Below are 18,895 nucleotides of genomic sequence, written 5' to 3' on the forward strand. Positions count from 1 at the left end.
AAAACATAAATTTTGTAGAAAATATTACAAAGAGATCATCTTCTATTTTAAGTTTTTCACTATATCTATATATTTTGTTAGTATATCTGCGTTTCTTTTTTCTATATCTTTAGCGTTATCAAAAGTATTATACACCGTGAAAAAATTTTTTGTAGAAGTTATTTCAGATAAAGAATACATCTTTTTCTTATCTTGACTTTTTGAATGTTTACTTCGTTCTAATAATAATATGTTTCCCAAACTCATAACGTTGTTTATAGAGTCTTCTTTTTGATCAATAATATGTTCTAGAGTAGACTCATAAATAAAGTTAAAGCCATTATTTCCAGAAACAGTTTCCGATGATTGTGTGTCACAAGCTATAGTTGAAAGAATATGCTTAATCATAAACATATTTTTTTTCTGATTAGAGGTCATATCATCTATTTTTATTTTATGATCATAGGTCAGGTTGGCTTTATTTATTATAGTTTCTCGAGAAGGTAATATTTTGTTCAGGTCTGTAATCAGATTATTCACTTCTGAATTAATTTTGTTTTTTTCAACGGATCTAAAAATTTTTGAATATTTTTTGTAAATAGGTGTTAAACTATTCGCTGATGTACTAGCTAATACATGGAGTGCCTGGTGAGCAGTAATAATATTAGCAATTTTTTTTAATTGAGTGGAAGTAATTACTCCGTTGTCCATAGCAGAAAAAAGACCTAAAAAAATAATTCTAACTTGAGTTGTATCCATAATATTTAAGAAAATTAATTGTCTTTTTAAATTAGGATTGCTATCTCTTTTGAAAAAATTACTTGTACCAAATAATTTTTCATCTTCACTAGGTGTAATAATAGATTTATAATATCTAGAACTTTTTACAATATCTTGCAAGAACTTAGAATATGCATCAGGAGAGTCTTTAATATGTTTTTTAAAAGCTTTAAATAATGAATTTTTTGTTCCTGTAGGATATTTTGATACCATATAATGAAATAGAAAGGTATTTATGGATTCATCTACAGAAAAAATATTGTTCTCAATCTCTTTCCATAATGTCACTGCAGAATCTGTATCGTCATCTAAAGCTGAAAGAAGTTCATTTTTTATTAAATCTGATTGACTAAGAGGGATACCTCTGTAGTTAAAATTACGATAAAGAATATTTGCTTGACTTTCAGAAGCAGAATATATAGATATTACTGTAGAATTAAGAATTTGATCACCTAAATTACCTAAGAATTCAATGTAATTTTCTTCACAAATATTTTCGAAGTCATTTTTTTTTCTAGATTGAGACAGCCTTTTTGCCAGTTCTTTTTTACCAAGCATTTTTCTTATAATTTCATAGGCTTCCAATAACCAATTTTGTGATCTGTTTAAAGCATTATGTTCAATGCCGTTTTCCTTATGGTCATTAACGTTTAATATATTAACGGGAAGAACAGGATTGAGTGCTTTATTTTGTAAACGAGCATATTCTTGACTCCTTCCCTTAATTTTAACTTTTTTAACTAAAGCATCGTTAAAATCATGTTCATAAGATGGATCAAAATTTTCTATAATATTTTTTATAGCAACAAAAAATAAAGTCATAGTTGTTAATCTTTGCTGGCCGTCAATTACAATATAAGGTTTCGTTACACTAGATTTGTTTTCTTCACCTACTATTAGTATAGTACCAAAGAAATAATCGTTATCCTTTCCAGAGGCATTTGAAAGCTTTTTAGTTTCTATATCATATTCAGCTTTATTTACTGAAAGGATGTCATTGATAAAATCTTCATAATTTTTTTTATCCCAAGAATAGTCTCGTTGAAAGTTAGGAATAATGTATGAATTGTTACCACCTAGAACGGCTTCTATTTTTTTTGAAAAAGGGTCAAATTTCATGAAAGTAATCTCCTTAATTTTTTTGGGTACCGAAAGGGGTACCGTAATGTATATAAAAAGCCTAGATTAGTGTATTACCAACTTCTAGGCTTAACTTTTATACTATTCCCACTCTGTAGTAGAAAGAATAGTTTGACTTACTTTTGTTTGTATATCAAGGTTTAAGTTTGGTTGAATTGCTAAAATATGGCTTAAAATGATATATACTGTGATAAAACTGTGATAAACTTTTTTGATGAAAAAATAGATTTTAGTAATTAAAAATTTGTCTGAATTTATTTATATGCTTAATTTGAATAATGTTCTTTTTTAGTTTTATTGATAATTTAAAATTTACTATGTGTTTTATTTGTAGTAATAATTTAAATATACAGAAATTATGGTTTTGTATAGTAGTTTTTATTATAAAAGTATAGAAAATACAGGTTTTTAGTGTCTTTGTTTGCATAGTAAATAAGTTAAAAAATAACTTTTGTGTTAACACTTATTGCTTTTTGAATTTATTATTTTAAATTAATCTGGAATGATATTGTTATGTATAAAAAAACTATGTTGTTTAAACTTATCGACGTGGTATAATTAATATAGGTATTTTGAAAATAAAAAGAAGGGGTATTTTATGTTTACTAACAATAAAAATAAAAGCTTATATTTTGAAAGAATGCAAATGATTGATATGATAAGAAATTTGGACAATATTAGTTACAAAGAGTTTCCTAAGTTTATTGGGGAGCTGTACAATCTTATGGGGTATAAGGTAGAACTTAATGAGAGAATGAATAATATTGATTTATACGCAAGTAAGTTTTCAGAAAAGTTAGCAATACAGGCAAAAGCTTACAGCTTAAACTATAATAAGTCGAAAGCAATTAACAAAAGAAGAGTAGAGTCATTTGCTTTGCAAGCAAGAGAAAAAAGAAAAAAACCTATATATATAACTACAGGAGTTTATACAAATCCAGCATATATAGAAGCTAAAAAAATTGGTGTTACTTTATTTGACAGAAAAAATATTTTTGATTTAATTTCAAAGGCTGATCCTAGCTTACTGGTCGAGGTTAGTTATTTGGAATCAGTTGAAAAACACGATTTAAAAAAATGTAAGCATTGTAAAATTGGGCATGCTACGAAAGTTTACTCAGAAGATACGAGTAAGTTTTATTTTATTTGTATGGATTGTAAGAAACATACATAGGGAGAAGTAAAAGTCTAGTAACGTTTAGTTTCTAGACTTTTTTATTTGAATAAAATCTCTTTAAGTTGTGTTTGTTGTTGAAAATAGTAACTATTATAAATAAGATTGGCTTGTTTATAAGATAAGTTGTGGGAATAGATTAATTCGTCAAGAATTCTTATCTTGAGAACTATATCGTTTACGTTGAAAAAACTAGCCATTTTTTCAAGATCATCATAAGTACTAAATGCATACTTTAAGGCTTTTTTATTAATAAGTAACATTCCGGCACCCTTATTTGCTCTGAATTCTTTAGGATAATCTTCAGGAAGATAGCCCTTTTTTATAAGTAGTGTATCAAATGATTTTTCATTGTTAGGTATATCTGTCGTATAGTCAAAATAATGATGAATTATTTCGTGCATTTTCGTAAAATTTTTAATTTCTATTTTCAAGTGTTGGGCAGTCGCTACCATAGTTACATCACCAATTTTTGTTACTGATCCCCAGATTAATTTTTTAGATTGTTTTTTGAATGGATAATCAAAAAAATCAATGTTTTCGGTTTCTTTTACGTAGGCTTCAATATCATAACAATTGATGAGTTCTTTTCTTTTAGACATATTGATTGAAATTTCATTTATAAGTTTGTCAGTAAATGCCTGTGTTTCGAAATATAATTTTTTCTTATTAAGTATCATAAAAAATTACTCACTCTTTTTTTTTTCTTTCTTTTGCTCGTTTTATAAGAAATTCTTGAAAATCAATCAATTCTTTTTCTAATTCTTCTATGTCATCAGAACTTAAATCATTAGTGTTTAATCTGAAATGTGAAATAATATTTTGTCCAGCTTCTTTTTGATTATTTGAAGGTGTTGTAGGGTTATCAGTGCGTCCTGTTAAATAATCAATTGAAACATTAAAAAAATCAGCAATAGCAGTAAGTTCTTCTTCTCTTAATGGACGTATTCCAAGTTCTATTTTATTATATACACTAACATTAATGTCTAGTGCGTTTGAAATTTCTTTTTGAGTGATTTCCCTATTTTCTCTTAATTGTTTTATCTTTTCGTAAGTTTTCATACTATATCTGTCCTTATCTAATGTTTATTTTAGTTTAACATATATTTAAAATAGATTTTTAAAAAAGTTTATTTCAGATGTTGACATGTTTGTTTTGGAATGATACACTCTGTGTATAAAGTCTGAAACAGATAATAGACATTCTGTTTTGGATAAATGAAATTAAATAAACGAAAAAGCGTTCACGAGAAGAAAATGAATCTCCATTTCGTAAACGCCGCATAATAAAACTTAGACACTTTTATTGTACGGCATTTGACGAGATAATACAAGAGTGAAGTTTTCATTCAAGGTTATCAGTCTTTTTGTGGTGTGGTATAGTCAGCCAATGAATGACTTGCAAGGTGGCAGCAGTATCTTTAATTAGAGCCATATTGATGAAGATTTTAGGTGGAAGGTTTCTAGCTTTCATACGAGGACTAGGTTCGCATGCTGTGTAATTGTAAAATATTAACAGTTAGAACAATGGAGTAATTTCCGCTTGGTGATTGAAGGGTGTTCATTTAAAAGAATCAGATTATTTTCGATAACCATGTCGTGATGACACGTTAGAAATAATTGCCGAATTAGATTGAATAAAACAATCTATGCAAGCTCAATAAAAGGAGGAGAGAGCTGTACACTGTATGAAGTAAATCTAATAATGTGCCGTGATGTAATTTTAATTACTAGCCGTTGAACGATGATTCTATGATTTACTTTGAAGGTAAGAATGCTTATTTGTAATGCAATTAAGGTTGTTATTTACACGAGTGGAAAAGAATTTTTTTAAAAGAATAACCAACCTTAACTGGAAACGTTAAAAATAGGAGCTAATTACTTAACTCCCATTTTATATAATCTTTAAAGATGGACTATTTTCACTTTAAAGACTTTTTCTAGAACTTTAGTGGTTGCATATAGAAATGCAATTGCACAAAGTCCTAAGAAAAGCAATCTATTTACGATTGGTCCGTAAATAAGAGTTGTCGCTAAAACAGCAGCGATAACAAAGATTACTTCAAAAAGATATTTGAAGTTACGTATAGATACCACCTCCTTTTATTTAGTTATTTTATTTTAACATAATAAGGGAGGTTGGTACTTATGATGTAGCGGTTGTAAGTGAAGCATAACTAGAATTCTCTGGTTGTGTTTTTTTGTGTTTAAAAAAGAAAAAATCGATAAATAAATTACCCAGAGGAGGGAAGTTGTGATAGAAGAATTATTACTTTTCGTTGAGAAGTTTGTTGAACGTATGAAACGTCAGAAAAAAGCATTCTCTATTTCAGATATAGAAAAGAGCTATAACTTAGAACGTAAGAAGTTAGGTAAGAGTGCAGTTAAGTTAACAAATATGGACCGTCTAACAATTGAAAGTCAATTGTTAAAATATCAGATTTTACAGCGGACATATAAAATGACAGGTTATCATAAACCTTGTCAAGTTGTGTTTTTTAGTTAGTAATAAGAATTGCATAAAGAGAGAAAGGCAGTTAGTTGTTGACTGTTTATTTTTGTATAAAAATTAAGTGAAAGAAGGAAATTATTTTGGCAAATAGAATTCAGGAAATTGCATTAACAGAAAAAAATCTAGGAAGTAAAATTAAAGCTATTTATAAAACAGAACGTGATATTTATGTGAATGGTGCGCCAGTACGTGGTCGTGTATTCACTGCTTCAAGCGAAAAACAACGTGATTTTGAAATTTTTGTCCCTCATTTACGAAATTCACAAATGTTGAATGGTCGTGAAGAAGTTAAATTAATTGATCCAGTAGCACGAATCAATGTGAAACGAAATAACATTGGTAATAGTCGCTCAATTGATATGGTAGTTTATGCAAAACGTTTGGAAGTAGTTGGAGGTAATAAATAATGGGATTAACATTTGAAAATAATACGATTGAAAATTTTGACGTACAAGCTACATTTGGTATGATGAATTTTTTAGAAGTAGTTGCAATTAATGAACGTGATGGAGAAAACAATGTCACTGAAGAAGTTCGTGAACAGCGTGTGACTGTTTATTCTAGCAAATTAAATGACCAAGTAGAAATTGTGATTGATCCAGATTATGATGTTAGTGGTATTAATTATGATGATGAAATTGAATTGACTGGAAATGTAACTGCTCGTGGTTGGCTTTATACTTTTAAAGGGTACAATGACAATGTGCAGACAGAACAAGCCTTTAAAGTACGTGCAGCTGGTATTAAAAAAGTAGGGGCTGTTAAACAAACACAGGCACCTCAACCAAAGGAAAAACAAGAAAATAAACAATAGAAGTAAAGTAAATAAATATTGTATTCGGACGAATGGTAGCGCCGTTTAACAGCTGTAAAGGGCATTCTAACGAGTGCCCTTTTTATTATTAATTTGTGTCAACAAGGTTTGTTAATAGACATTAATAATAAAAAATGAGGTGGTTAGTTAAAAGATGAATCGATTAGAGGAATTAATTAAGAATCCAAAAAAATTCAACTTATCAAATGAAGCGATTGATTCATTAAGGGAATTATTTGTTACTTTTGAAACGAACCCATTTTTCCCAATGAGCAGGTATGATTATGCTCGGAGATACTTAATGCAACTATATTTTGCAGGTTTTATTAGTAGTGATTTAGTTCAAAATATTTTGAGTGAGTTCAAAAAGAGTGGGTAAAGTTAATAAAAAAATAGGAGTGATTGGAATGAAACAAGGGAAACGTCCAGTTAGAAAAGAAAAAGAGTTGTTGAAAAGTCGTAGATTGAATCCATTAAATTGGCTAGTTGAGAGAAGATTGAAGAGCAGTATTGTTTTTCTTCATAAAGGAAGTGGTAATTTGAAGGAAATTTCAAAAGAAGGGGGTGCATTAAAAGAAGAATGTTATCAGAAGAATTAGAATTAAAACGACAAAAGTATAGACGTTTTTTAAATGGTAAATTTAGTGCCTATCGTTGTTGGTGCAGTTTTCCATATTATCATCAATTGTATTTGAATTTATATGAAGAAACGAGTGAATATTTAGTTCAATTTTTATTATTGGATAATATATTTTTTGAAAATGAAGAAGCAGTAGTAAAGTTATTTGAAGGATTTTTAGAACAACTTGTAAGGTCTTATGCCTGTAGAATACATGAAGATTTTGAACGAAAAGTTTATATTGGTTCGGATAATATTGAAGAAGCGATTGGCCGTCTAGATATTATGATGGCTATACCTAGTGAAAGAAATAGTGAAGATATACAACAAGTAAAGCTATTATTGGAAATGGTAGGAACAATTTAATAGGCTGTTTTAGGAAATAAAGCTGAGCAATGGGCTAGTGTTTATATGTTGTTTAGCTTGATTTGCTGTTCTATAATAAGATTAGAATAGGCATTTAAGGAGTGAATACGAATGATAATGACACTTGATGAGATCAAAGAACGTGTGAAACCTGTAGCTGAAAAACATAATGTTCCAGTAATCTACATTTTTGGTTCCTATGCTAGAAATGAAGCAAGAGAAACAAGTGATATTGATTTTGCTGTAGACATAACTGGAGAAGCTGATGAAGAAGAAGCTTACTGGAATTTATATGGAGATTTTTTTGAAGAGTTGAAAGAAGCGGTAGGACATGATATTGATTTAGTCGAATTAGAGACATTATTTGATTCACAAGATAAACCAGAAAGAAAAGCTTTGCTTGAAAATATTTTGAAGGAGCGTGTAAAAGTATTTGAAAGATAGTACAGAAAAAGATTTGCGTGTTCTAAAAGGGACGTTAATCTATATAGAAGATATTGAGGAAACACTCAATCGTTGTGGAAGACAGTATGAGGTCTTTTATCACGATAGGGTGTTTTTTAATGCCATAGGAATGGCTTTAATGCAAGTGGGAGAACTAGGAACAGGAAGCAATGGATTATCGGTAGAATTTAAAGAGAAAAATTCAGATAAAGTAGACTGGAATAAATTAAAGAAATTAAGAAATATGTTTGCACATTCGTATGATTCAATGAATGAGCGATTTATTTTCCGCATGGCAACAATGTTTATTCCGGTGTACAAAGAATTTTGTATACAAGCAATAGCAGAATTGCAAAAGAGACGAGGTAAATAAATGTTAAAAAAATTATTTAGATATAGAGGAAGGCGTATTCGTTATTCTTCAAGAAACCTGTTGGCACTTTATCGAGTGTTATTTTTTATGCCAATTTTAGCTTGTTTAGGGTATTTTGTTGGCTATAAATGGATTTATCCTTTATATCTTTCAAATCCGCCTGATTGGAAAATATACATTGTGCCAGCGTTGATAATTGTAGGTATTTCTATAGGTGCAATTGTGCTAATTACATTGCTTATTAAAGCTTCAATTATTAATTCGGGGTATTTTTCTAAAGTGGAACAACGTCAAGTATTAGCACATATGATTATTGACAACGGGTATTACACAAAAAAACAAGTGAAAAGTAGTGACGGCAAAACAAAAGAAAAAATCAAGTTTCCAAAAATTTATTATAAGTCTGCAAAAAATAGTATTTTTGTTTCATTTGAAACAGCGGGTAATAAATTTCAGGAAAAATTTGAAACCATTGGTGGTTTTTTGGAAACAACGTTTCATGCAGATAATTTAAATAAGATTGATGAAAAAGGTTTTGTTACCTATGAATTAGCAACAGATGTGTACAATAAGCGTATTTGGATTAAGGATATGCAAGCAGACGAAGGCAAAGTTCAGTTGATGAAAGGGTTGTATTGGCACTTTGATAAAGATCCACATTTGTTATTAGGTGGAGGCACTGGTGGAGGTAAAACTTTTACAATTTTGTCTCTGATCTATGCGCTTTGTCGAGTGGGTGAGGTGGAAATCTGTGACCCGAAAAATTCTGACTTGATGGCTTTAGGCAAGTTACCGCTATTTGCAGGAAAAGTTCATACTGGAAAAAAAGATATTACTCAATGCTTGGAAAATACAGTGGAGTTAATGGAAACACGTTTTAAAACGATGAATAATAGTTCACGTTACAAGATGGGGAAAAACTATGCGTATTATGGATTAAAACCAAAATTTGTTTTTATAGATGAATTTGCGGCCTTTAAAGCTGAATTGGCAAATGATTATTCAACAGACGGAGAAGTAGATGAGTATCTTACGCAACTTATTTTGAAAGCTCGTCAAGCAGGTATTTTCTTTATTGTTGCAATGCAACGTCCAGATGGAGAATTTTTAAAAACAGCATTACGTGACCAATTTATGTTTCGCATGTCTGTTGGACGTCTATCTGAAACAGGTATTTTGATGATTTTCGGTGATGAAAATAAAAGTAAAAAGTTTAAATATGTTGAAAAAATTGACGGTCAGAAAGTCTATGGTCGTGGATATGTGGCTCAAGGAGGAGGAACTGCACGTGAATTTTATAGTCCTCAAGTACCACAAGACTTTGACTTCATTGAAGAATTTATCAAAATTTCTAAAGAGTTAGGTTATGAAGATGTTCCAAAAGAAGTACAAGAAGAAGTATCTCAAAAAATATCTAAACATATTGATAAAGAAGCACTGGCAGAAATTAATGAAGAATTTAAAGCAGAAAAAGATCAGTTGTCAGAATTAAGTGAGAAATATTCTGCTTAAAAAGAAGTCACATAAATTAGTTGGAAAAGGAAGGTTTTTATGGATTCTAATGAAATAATTAAACGTGTTAGAGAACGAGTATATAGAGAAGTAAAGAAAAAATATACTAGAGACGATTTGGATACTCGTATTCAAGATGTATTATATTATCGTTCAGAAACATATATGAAATTAGTTAGCTTTGCAAATGGTAAAAGGATTAAGAAGTTAGCCGATCCTAGAAAATTTGAAAAGTTTATGGATACAAAAGGAGTAAAGATTGTTGCAGAAGTACTTGATGGATTGAATAATCAACCAAAAATGCAAGCTATGGAATACGAACAAAAGGTACTTACTAAAGTACGTCAATGGTATCAGAAAAAGAATCACCCTGAGCTTGTAGATTTGGAAGAAGAAGCATTTGAACAACTTGTAGAAAAAAATATCATCTATAAAAAAATGAAGAAAAGGTTGTATGAAGAACAGGATAATCAAGGTTTTGTTTATTCGGATAATTTTGATATGCAATTGATTCGTGATTCATGTGATATTGAAGAGGCTCTATACTTAGATATCACGTTGGGGGATTACTAAGTGAAAGGAGTAAAAAGAAAGTGAAATTTAAATCTCGAGTACAAATGTTAAACTATGTGATTGGGAAGAAACCAGACATCATGAAAACAGTTGATCGGAGAGCAGAAAAAGAGGGGGTTACAGATGATAATAGATTACTTGATTATAAATTATTAGTAATTTCTGTTTTAGATGCAGAAGCTGTTTACGATGAAGATAGACCAATTGAGGAAAAGAAATTTTCAACATCACAAGAAGTTGATAAGTATTTAGAAACAAGATTTAAGGAGCATATGGATTCTGCTTGGAAAGAAATGTTTAATAAGTAGGTGTGGAAAATGTATTCATTTGATCAAGTAATTTTAGAGCTAGACAATGCTATTGCTTTGAAAACACTGAAAAATTGGGCAAATAGGATTGAAAAAATGACTGATACACGTTTTGAACGCCGATATGCAAAGAATAGTGCAGGTCATAGTTATAGCTATAAGGTTTTTTCTATTAAAGATATAGAAAATTTTCAAGAGTTGCTACGTTTGCGTGAAAATAATGTTCCGCTTAATGAGGCAATAAATGAAGTATTTATGTCTGATGAGAATAAAGCTACACATATTAATAAACAAGAAATTGAGGATTTGAAAAGAGACATGAGGCAACTTTTAAAGGTGTCTCAATCTATTCTTGCGGAGAATGCAAGCTTAAAAGAGAGAATTGGTGCATTAGAACGAGGAACAGCTGAATAACGGCTGTTTATTTGAAGGATTGTTGCTAGTAATAAGTATACGTGGGCGAAGCGGAGCGAAAGCCCACGTATACTTTTAGCAACGGAAAATCCTTTTAAAATGAACAGACGTAAGGTGGGCGAATGCCCACCTTACGTCAAAAACCCCCTATTTATAACATGGGGGTAGAATTTAATATACCATATAAAAAAGTTACTTAAACGCTATGTCCCACAAGGGATTGAGCGATTATAATTTTGTCACATTTTTCGACTAAAGTTGTCACATTTTTTGGAAGTAGGTTTAAAGCAGTGAGAGGTGTTGATTTAAAGCGGTATAGAAAAGAGCTAAAATTAAAACAGCAAGAATTGGCAAGTAAATTAGGAATTGAGCGTTCGTTAATTTCAAAAATAGAATCTGGAAAACGTGTTATTTCTAAAGAGTTAGAACAAAAGATTATTGATGTGTTGAATTTAGATGGTGGGTATGCTTCGGTAGAAGCAAAAATTGACTTTTTGAGAATACGATTTAAGACATTAGATGTTCGGACAGTTGTTGAAAAGTTGTTGCATATGGATATGAACTGGTTTACTCATGAACCTAGAGGGTTTTATCATTATACTGAAACATTTTCGTATAGCTCTATTCGGATTTTTCGGAATCCAGAAAACGTGAATATGGGTATCATGTTAGACTTATCAGGTGAAGGTTGTCGCCTATTAGAAGAAATTTTTGAGGAAGATAACAACAGATCGTGGACAGAATTTTTTCGTTCTCTTTATGATGATGATATTTTCGGTCAAGGTATTTTGGTAGATACAAAAATTACACGAATTGATATTGCTCTTGATGAATTGATTGTGAAAGGTCAAGAAAATTTTGATTTGTATATTTTGAAAGAAAAAATGGAACAAGGGCTTGTGGATACCACTTTTAAGAATTTTGATTTTAGCGGGGGCTTTGCTTATGAAAATAAAAAAATGGTAAATAAAGGTTTATCTCTTTATTTTGGTAGTCGTCAATCGCCATTGTATTTTAACTTTTACCAAAAAGATTATGAGTTAGCACGGAAAGAAAGTACAAGTGTTGAAGAAGCAAGAGAAAAGTATGAAATCAAAAATAGATATGAAATCCGTCTTTCTGATGAAAAGGCGTTTTTGTTTGTAGAATATTTTCTTTCTAGTGGTGAAACGTTGGATTGGCTAGTCAAGGAAATTATTAATCAATCTTTGACTGTCTATGACATTGAAGATGATATGAAAGTCTATTGCAAATCTTGGTATGATGTCGTTGACAAATTGGAAGGTTTAAAATTATCTATTCAAGGTGAAAAGCCTTCTATTGAAAAAACACTTCGGTGGTTATCAAATTATTTAGCCCCTTCACTAAAGATGATTAAAGAGATTGATAATTTGTTAGGAACAAATGAGTTGATGGAACGAATTGATTTAGCAGAACTAAAAGAGAAACACGAGGAAATTATTGAAATGGTATGCGTGGATGCGAAAGATTTATTGTTTACTACTAATCAAAATAGTAGTGTTCGGTCTTATATGGAACAAGAATTTGATTTAGAGGAAGCATATCCATTTTAAAGATTAAGGGGGATGTGGATACACTTGATTCGTTATTTTAAATAGATATGAGTTTAGTTGAAAGGAATGTATGAATTATGAGTAGAGAATTTATTGAACGAAACACGAAAGTAGCAATTGTTATTACTGAAAAAATGAAAAAAGGTAGAAATGATTTAAAAAAAGCCATAGAAAAAATTATTCAATTAGATGAGCGACGAGAGTTGACTATTCCTTTTTTAAAGACTACTTTTGAAAAGCTTTCAGAATCAAATGAAGAGCTTTTAAAAGAAATTTCAAGATATGATAATACTTATGTGGTTTATGAAGCAGAAATGACGGTTAAAGAGAAAGCAATTTGGGAAGAATTTTTCAGTATAAAAAAATTGTATGATAAAGATTTTTCAGAATTTGCCAGTTTTAAAGAGAAGTATAAATATTTTGAACCTAAAAATAGTGAAGAATTAAAAAAACAAGCTCGTTTGTTGTTGAAAAAGAAAGGGTATATTGTTGATAGTCCATTTGAAGGAGATTTTGAAAGATGGATTGGCGTTTATGCTAGACCTAAAGATAAACCAACTTATTTAGATCCAACTGATGGAGAAGAAGCTGGATTACAAGAATTGTACAGTGTAGATGGATTTAAGCAAGACTTTGCGGAATGGTTTGAGTTTGAAGTTGTGGAAGGGAAATTAAAGGAGGACATTTTGTAGTGAAAAAGATTTGGCAATTGGCATGTTTAGAAAATAATTATGATTCACACAGCTCTTATTTTCGGGATATGGTAAGATATTTTTCCTATACACTGTTAGCACTACTTTTATTCTTTTTAGGTTTGTATTTTAACATAGGTTGGGTAAGTGGTTTTTGTTTTGTAGGTTTGATACTTTTACCATATATTGGCTTTTTATCTCGTGATAATTATAGAGAATTTGCACCGAAAGTATGGAAAATAAGAGATGTTCGAGAGTTAGAAGAATTGTATCCTGTAGTTGTTGATAGAGTAAAGGATAGATTACTTTTTTATGAAAAGAAACTCTATTTAAAGGGAGATAGTTTGAAGCATGCAGATTCAATGAAAGAAGGTTTTGTTTTTTCAGAAATCTCTTTAGAAAATGAGTTGATTTTTAATGCTAGTATAGCAAAGAAAAGTTGTATAGTTGTTGAGGAGTATGTATATGAAAATGTAAATTTTGAAGAAGAATTCCAGAATAAAAAGAATCAAGAAGCTCCTGTATTACGCTATATAGTTTATACAAATAACTTTTTAAGTGAATAACTGCGGAAAGGTGAACCAATAAAGAAGACTCGTGGCTCTCCTATTTTTTTATGCAAAATCTAGGAGAAATGAAATAGAAATACAAAAAATAATGATAAAGCACACAATTTTTTTTCGAAAACAAGTATAATTAAGTAAGCTAATATTGTGAAAAAATGGAGGAACGAAAATGGAGAAAAAAACTAAGATGACAGGGAAAAAGAAAATGTTGGTTGTTATAGCTACGCTTGTAGTTGTTGGTGGTGGCGCTGGATTAGTTGTTCATAATCAGAAAGTTCAAGCGGAAAAAATTGAATTACAGGAAAAAGAATCCTACAAAAAGTTACAGTATCAAGCAGATAATGCTATTAAAAAAGCTTATGATACACGTAGCGCTAAAGAGATTAAATTAGCAAAAGAAGTAATTGATCGATTAAAAAATGAAGATAAAAAAAAGCCGATGAATAAGATTTTAAAGCTAGAATCGTTTTTAGCATTAATTAAAAAGACGGATCAATTGATTTCAATTTCTGAAAAGTCTAAGAAGGACAGTGATGTAAAAGTAGCACAGGAAAGTATTGATTCTGAAAAAGATGTTTATTTAGTAAAAGATAAAAAATCACACCAAATTCGTCTTGATAAATTAAAAAAATCAATTGAGGAAAAAAAGAGAAAAGAAACTGAAAAGAAGAAAAAATCAGAAGAAGATAAGGCAAAACAGGAGGAAGAACCTTCAACTATTGAAAGCAATGTAGCGAAGGTAACTCCTGAAAAAACAAATGAAGAAAAACCGAACGCCACACCAACTGCTACATCGGAAAATCAAGAAGTAGGTGTGGAATCAGCACAAGAACCAAATAGCCAACCTAGTCCTAATAACGAAGCCGCTGGTTCAATAACACCTGATTATAATCCAAATACAGGTGGTGGATCAACTGGGGGAAATACTATTCAACCAACACCTACCCCAGAACCAACGCCTAATCCGACACCAGCTCCGAGTCCAACTCCAGAACCAACACCTGCACCAGAACCTACCCCTGATCCAACACCGAGTCAAAAATGGATAGGATGGTGGAATGATGGTACACAGTTACACCAAACTGGAGGTACTTATAATACACAGGCTGAAGCATTAGCTGCAGCTGAAGCTTTATATGATGCAAATGGAATGGTAGGAACTTACGGAGCTTCACAATTATAAATGAATACTTTTGTTAGCTGACAACTCATGTATTAATCTGAGTTGTCTTTTTTATTACAGATATATAAAGAAGGTGAGTAATTGACTATGATACGAGCACCTTCTTTTTGTGTATGTTTTTGATGTTTCAAAATAAATATAAAGAAGAGGGAGAAAAAAATGAAAATTTCAAGAAAAATTAAAAATTTAGCGATGATTGGAGTTATTGGTCTGCAGACTTTGTTTACTGCCGTTCCAGTCAATGCAGTCACTGCTTCAGATGTTTCATTTGATCATAATAACGAAAGAGAAATGTCTGTTACGTGGAAAGGAGAAACAAGAGACATTTGGACAGCGCCGATTTACCTTGACCGAGGAAATGGTAAGGAATTAGTATTTTGTGTGGATCCATTTAGTCATGTTTTAGAAGGTACAGGATATTCGAGTAATCCTTTTGCTTTAAATCGAAAGGCAAATTTGGTAAGTACTCTGTGGAATCTAGCTGGTACTGACTTAGATACAATGTTTGTAGCACAAGAAATGCTTTATAACGAAGTGGGAGCTGTTGTCCATTCAAATGGTGATTTAAAAGAAGAACAAAGAACGACAATAAAGAATAAGATTAACGATGTTATTGTAAATTATGAAAAACAACCCTCTTTTCATAATAGTAAGGTAAAACTAACGTTAGGTGAATCTACTGTTTTAACAGATACGAATGGTTCAAATTTATCTCAATTTGATGTGGTAGCACAAAATACTGCTAATGTAGATTTCAAACAATCAGGGAATAAGTTGACGATTACACCTAAAATTACGACCGATACTTCAGGTACATTAATTTTGAAAAAAAGCTTACGAGAGGGTACTCCTTTTGTTTGGAAAAAAGCAGGGTCTCAAGATGTTTTAAGTGCTGGGGTAGCGGATCCAAGTAAGTACAAAATAGATTTTGAAATCGTAACAACAGGTGAAATGAAAATCGTTAAATTAGATAAAAAAACAGGAAAACCAGTTCTAAATACAAAATTTGAAGTAGAATATAACGGGAAAAAGCAAACGGTCACAACTGATACCAAAGGGGAAGCAATCGTAAAAAATATTCCTCATAATGCCAAAGTTAAAGCAACGGAAATTTTTGTACCTGCTCCATATGTCCTAGATAAAAACAATACCAAAGAAGTCGTAGTAAAAGCTGGAAAAACAGCTTCAGTAGAATTTAAAAATGAAGTAGCGACTGGGAAAACGACCTTAATAAAAGAAGATAAAACGACTAATTCTGATAAACCATTAAATCCTACATATCCAATGGTAGGAGCTAAGTATGGTTTATTTAAGGAAAATGGCACCTTGTTAAAAGAATTTACTTTAGATGAGAAACTAACTGCTTCAATGGACAAGTTAGACTTAGGAACGTATTACTGGCAAGAAACGGAAGCGCCAGCAGGATATACATTAGATCCAGAAAAACACGTGGTAGAATTGACATATAAAGATCAAAACACGCCTGTTGTAATTAAAGATTCAAAGAGCAAAGATGATGTTATTCGTATGAATCTTGACGGACAAAAATTAATTCAAAACGATACAAATGAAATTTTTAAAAACGGTGTTGAGTTCACGTTGACAAATCAACGTACAGGAGAAATTCAAACCGAAACAACTGCAAATGTAGATGGTAAAAAAGGCTACTTCCGTTTCGCTGATTTAGCGATTGATGATTATGTAATCACTGAAACAAAAGGTGTTGATGGTTATCAAAATATTGACCCCATGGAAATTAAATACTCTTATGATGAAAAAACAGATACATTCACATTTACAGTAATTGACCAAAAAAGCGGAAATGTCTTAAATACAGAACAATTCACACAAGAAGAATTAGCGAAAGGTGAAAATGTTGATCTTGGCACTTATACGCTTAAAGACAAAGCAACACCAACAGAAACACCAATCGTGGATATTGTTTCTCAAGCTCATATTGGAGACGGGAAAACACAAACCTTTACTTGGGATGATGATGTAAAACTGTATGATGATGTGAAAATTTCACATAAAAATATTGCTATAGGTACAGAACGTGCGTTTGAAGATACTTTAGTTGCTGTGACTCCAGATAATAAAGAAAAGGATGTTTGGACTTCTGGGAAAATTGATTATAAAGTAACAGAAAATAACACGACACACCGTGTTCAATCTGATTATGACTATAAAAAAGACCCTAAAGGCACTCGTTACTTCTTCAAAGTAGTTGGATACAGTAAGCTTTCCGATAAAGAATACAAAAAAGATACAGAACACAATTTTGATGGAAAACAAAAAAATCAAGATTTAACCCCTGAAATCCCTGAAAAGCCTGAAGTTTCTATTTCTACCCAAGCTCATACTGGAGACAATAAAACGCAAACGTTCGTTTGGGGTGATTTAGTTACACAATACGATGATGTGAAAATTTCACATAAAAATATTGCTGTAGACACAGAACGTGCATTTGAAACAATTTTAGTCGCTGTGACCCCAGATAATAAAGAAAAAGATGTTTGGTCCTCTGGTAAAGTGGATTATAAAGTATCTGATAAGGAAACCATTCAAACAGTAAAAGCTGATTATGATTATAGAAAAGACCCTAAAGGCACTCGTTATTTCTTTAAAGAGATTGGCTATAGTAAACCTAATGATCATGAGTATAAAAAAGATACAGAACATAATTTTGATGGAAAAGAAAAAACACAAGATATTATCCCAACTATTAAAGAGGAACCTAAAAAACCAGAACGTGGATTATTGCCATATACAGGAGAAAAAGGAAATACATTGTTAGTTGGTCTCGGTTTCGTTATTTTAGGTAGTATGTATGTGTTTATTCAATACAAAAAACGCAAAAAAAAACAGAAAAATAAAGGGTAAATGACAGAAAAGAAATTCTTTTGTGTCTTTTTTTATTAAAAAAATAGTGAACAAGAAAGTATATTATTTTTTCTTGTTCACTAACAACATTAATTACTTGTGATCAGGCAACAAAAACAGATGGACGAATTGTTGTGATTGCAGAACTTGTATAAGGGAGGAACAGTATGAAATCAAGAAAAGTTAAAATATTTTGTCATTCATTAGTAGGATTTGGTGGTAATGGAGATTCTCTATTTAAATTTCAAAATGAAATAAATAATTTTTTGAAAGATAAAGAAATATTTGATATACAACAATCTATCTCAGAAACAGCGGTTGTTATTATAGTATCTTGGTTAACTCTGTGATTACATGAATTGAGGCGATAACAAATTTAATAAGGGCTGCGATTAAAAGAGTAATAGAGAAACATAGAAAAAATGTGGGTAGTAAAAAGTTAAATGTATCTTTTATGTTTTTCTTTTGTAAATAGTAAAAATAATATTTTTCTGTATATAAGTGGAAAGTCTTGATATAAGAATCTTTTCTAGGTTCTAAACTAAGTGCTTTTCTAGTTTTATTTAGTAAATATAAGTAGTTAGCCGAGAATTTGTTGTATTTAGCTTGGTAATGCCGATTTGTAGGTGCGGTCTGAATAAAATCATATAGGGACGATATAAAATTGTTATCCAAATATGTGAAAAGAGTTTTATCATTCTCAATATCCTTGAATAGTTTGATCATAACTAAACGAATAGAAAGCTGGTTTTTCTGCGTTATTTTTACAAATAATTGATGTTCAATTGAGTATAGATATTTTTTGAAAAGATGTTGTTGAAAATATGGAGCGTATGTGGCGGAAAAAGTTTTTTCCTTATTTATTTTTTTTCGTTGAAATTCAGCTAGTAAGACAGTTAATACAACTGGTATAACAACAGGTAATAGAGCTAAAGTAATATCCATAGAGTTCTCCTTTTTTAATTAAATTATAGCATAGCAAGTAAAAT

General features: G+C 30.7%; 23 protein-coding genes. 19 read left to right on the top strand and 4 right to left on the bottom strand.

The window, feature by feature from the left end:
* Positions 1-42: 42 nt before the first annotated feature.
* Entirely contained in the window at positions 43-1,878 is a 1,836-nt protein-coding gene (locus IGJ52_RS00560) for a DUF262 domain-containing protein (protein ID WP_113793210.1), read from the bottom strand.
* 619 nt (positions 1,879-2,497) lie between these two features.
* Between IGJ52_RS00560 and IGJ52_RS00565 the strand changes: the two genes are divergently transcribed.
* Complete coding sequence (locus IGJ52_RS00565; RefSeq protein WP_002359282.1) at positions 2,498-3,073, top strand: restriction endonuclease; 576 nt, start codon at positions 2,498-2,500, stop codon at positions 3,071-3,073.
* Positions 3,074-3,114: 41 nt separating this feature from the next.
* Here IGJ52_RS00565 and IGJ52_RS00570 read toward each other — a convergent pair whose 3' ends face one another.
* Together IGJ52_RS00570 and IGJ52_RS00575 are read right to left on the bottom strand one after the other, a co-directional pair.
* On the bottom strand, positions 3,115-3,753 hold the full coding sequence (locus tag IGJ52_RS00570) for an ImmA/IrrE family metallo-endopeptidase (RefSeq protein ID WP_137274387.1): 639 nt from the start codon (positions 3,751-3,753) through the stop codon (positions 3,115-3,117).
* Positions 3,754-3,763: 10 nt separating this feature from the next.
* Complete coding sequence (locus tag IGJ52_RS00575; RefSeq protein WP_142431100.1) at positions 3,764-4,135, bottom strand: helix-turn-helix domain-containing protein; 372 nt, start codon at positions 4,133-4,135, stop codon at positions 3,764-3,766.
* 1,192 nt (positions 4,136-5,327) lie between these two features.
* Here IGJ52_RS00575 and IGJ52_RS00580 point away from each other — a divergent pair.
* The 18 genes from IGJ52_RS00580 to IGJ52_RS00665 all read left to right on the top strand — a co-directional run bounded on the left by IGJ52_RS00580 (position 5,328) and on the right by IGJ52_RS00665 (position 18,256).
* A complete protein-coding gene (locus IGJ52_RS00580) occupies positions 5,328-5,579 on the top strand; it encodes a hypothetical protein (protein ID WP_002359287.1) in 252 nt (83 codons plus the stop codon).
* Between the two features lie 86 nt (positions 5,580-5,665).
* Positions 5,666-5,992 (top strand): hypothetical protein, encoded by a 327-nt coding sequence (locus IGJ52_RS00585; RefSeq protein WP_002359288.1) that lies wholly within the window; start codon positions 5,666-5,668, stop codon positions 5,990-5,992.
* Complete coding sequence (locus tag IGJ52_RS00590) at positions 5,992-6,399, top strand: DUF961 family protein (RefSeq protein ID WP_002359289.1); 408 nt, start codon at positions 5,992-5,994, stop codon at positions 6,397-6,399. Before IGJ52_RS00585 ends, IGJ52_RS00590 begins: the two co-directional genes overlap by 1 nt.
* A gap of 154 nt (positions 6,400-6,553) precedes the next feature.
* Complete coding sequence (locus tag IGJ52_RS00595) at positions 6,554-6,778, top strand: hypothetical protein (protein WP_137274389.1); 225 nt, start codon at positions 6,554-6,556, stop codon at positions 6,776-6,778.
* 28 nt (positions 6,779-6,806) lie between these two features.
* Complete coding sequence (locus IGJ52_RS00600; protein WP_137274394.1) at positions 6,807-6,998, top strand: DUF6906 family protein; 192 nt, start codon at positions 6,807-6,809, stop codon at positions 6,996-6,998.
* A complete protein-coding gene (locus IGJ52_RS00605; RefSeq protein WP_137274390.1) occupies positions 6,980-7,384 on the top strand; it encodes a hypothetical protein in 405 nt (134 codons plus the stop codon). Before IGJ52_RS00600 ends, IGJ52_RS00605 begins: the two co-directional genes overlap by 19 nt.
* 111 nt (positions 7,385-7,495) lie before the next feature.
* Positions 7,496-7,828 (top strand): nucleotidyltransferase family protein, encoded by a 333-nt coding sequence (locus IGJ52_RS00610; protein ID WP_137274391.1) that lies wholly within the window; start codon positions 7,496-7,498, stop codon positions 7,826-7,828.
* Positions 7,818-8,201, top strand: coding sequence for a HepT-like ribonuclease domain-containing protein (locus IGJ52_RS00615; protein WP_002359294.1), 384 nt, complete (start codon positions 7,818-7,820; stop codon positions 8,199-8,201). The genes IGJ52_RS00610 and IGJ52_RS00615 overlap by 11 nt, the downstream gene beginning before the upstream one ends.
* A complete protein-coding gene (locus IGJ52_RS00620; RefSeq protein WP_438791824.1) occupies positions 8,202-9,713 on the top strand; it encodes an FtsK/SpoIIIE domain-containing protein in 1,512 nt (503 codons plus the stop codon).
* A gap of 39 nt (positions 9,714-9,752) precedes the next feature.
* Positions 9,753-10,286, top strand: coding sequence for a hypothetical protein (locus IGJ52_RS00625; RefSeq protein ID WP_002359296.1), 534 nt, complete (start codon positions 9,753-9,755; stop codon positions 10,284-10,286).
* Positions 10,287-10,306: 20 nt separating this feature from the next.
* On the top strand, positions 10,307-10,594 hold the full coding sequence (locus tag IGJ52_RS00630; RefSeq protein WP_002359297.1) for a hypothetical protein: 288 nt from the start codon (positions 10,307-10,309) through the stop codon (positions 10,592-10,594).
* A 9-nt stretch (positions 10,595-10,603) separates the two neighbouring features.
* On the top strand, positions 10,604-11,008 hold the full coding sequence (locus IGJ52_RS00635) for a hypothetical protein (RefSeq protein ID WP_002414864.1): 405 nt from the start codon (positions 10,604-10,606) through the stop codon (positions 11,006-11,008).
* A 290-nt stretch (positions 11,009-11,298) separates the two neighbouring features.
* Positions 11,299-12,582, top strand: coding sequence for a replication initiation factor domain-containing protein (locus IGJ52_RS00640; RefSeq protein WP_438791825.1), 1,284 nt, complete (start codon positions 11,299-11,301; stop codon positions 12,580-12,582).
* Between the two features lie 77 nt (positions 12,583-12,659).
* Positions 12,660-13,274 carry a Phi-29-like late activator gene (locus tag IGJ52_RS00645; protein ID WP_126268930.1) on the top strand — a complete coding sequence of 205 codons (615 nt, stop codon included), beginning with the start codon at positions 12,660-12,662 and terminating at the stop codon, positions 13,272-13,274.
* Positions 13,274-13,840, top strand: a complete 567-nt coding sequence (locus IGJ52_RS00650; protein ID WP_438791826.1) for a hypothetical protein — start codon at positions 13,274-13,276, stop codon at positions 13,838-13,840. The genes IGJ52_RS00645 and IGJ52_RS00650 overlap by 1 nt, the downstream gene beginning before the upstream one ends.
* Before the next feature lie 169 nt (positions 13,841-14,009).
* Positions 14,010-15,023, top strand: a complete 1,014-nt coding sequence (locus IGJ52_RS00655; RefSeq protein WP_438791827.1) for a hypothetical protein — start codon at positions 14,010-14,012, stop codon at positions 15,021-15,023.
* A 159-nt stretch (positions 15,024-15,182) separates the two neighbouring features.
* Entirely contained in the window at positions 15,183-17,906 is a 2,724-nt protein-coding gene (locus tag IGJ52_RS00660) for an MSCRAMM family protein (RefSeq protein WP_438791828.1), read from the top strand.
* Positions 17,907-18,073: 167 nt separating this feature from the next.
* Positions 18,074-18,256, top strand: coding sequence for a hypothetical protein (locus IGJ52_RS00665; protein WP_142428260.1), 183 nt, complete (start codon positions 18,074-18,076; stop codon positions 18,254-18,256).
* Here the strand turns inward: IGJ52_RS00665 and IGJ52_RS00670 are convergent.
* The gene (locus tag IGJ52_RS00670) at positions 18,231-18,851 is read right to left on the bottom strand and encodes a hypothetical protein (RefSeq protein ID WP_438791829.1); all 621 of its coding nucleotides are present in this window, start codon (positions 18,849-18,851) and stop codon (positions 18,231-18,233) included. The two genes, IGJ52_RS00665 and IGJ52_RS00670, sit on opposite strands and share 26 nt — an antisense overlap.
* Positions 18,852-18,895: the final 44 nt, after the last annotated feature.

Source organism: Enterococcus sp. DIV1758, from assembly GCF_051711985.1.
Taxonomy (GTDB): domain Bacteria; phylum Bacillota; class Bacilli; order Lactobacillales; family Enterococcaceae; genus Enterococcus; species Enterococcus faecalis.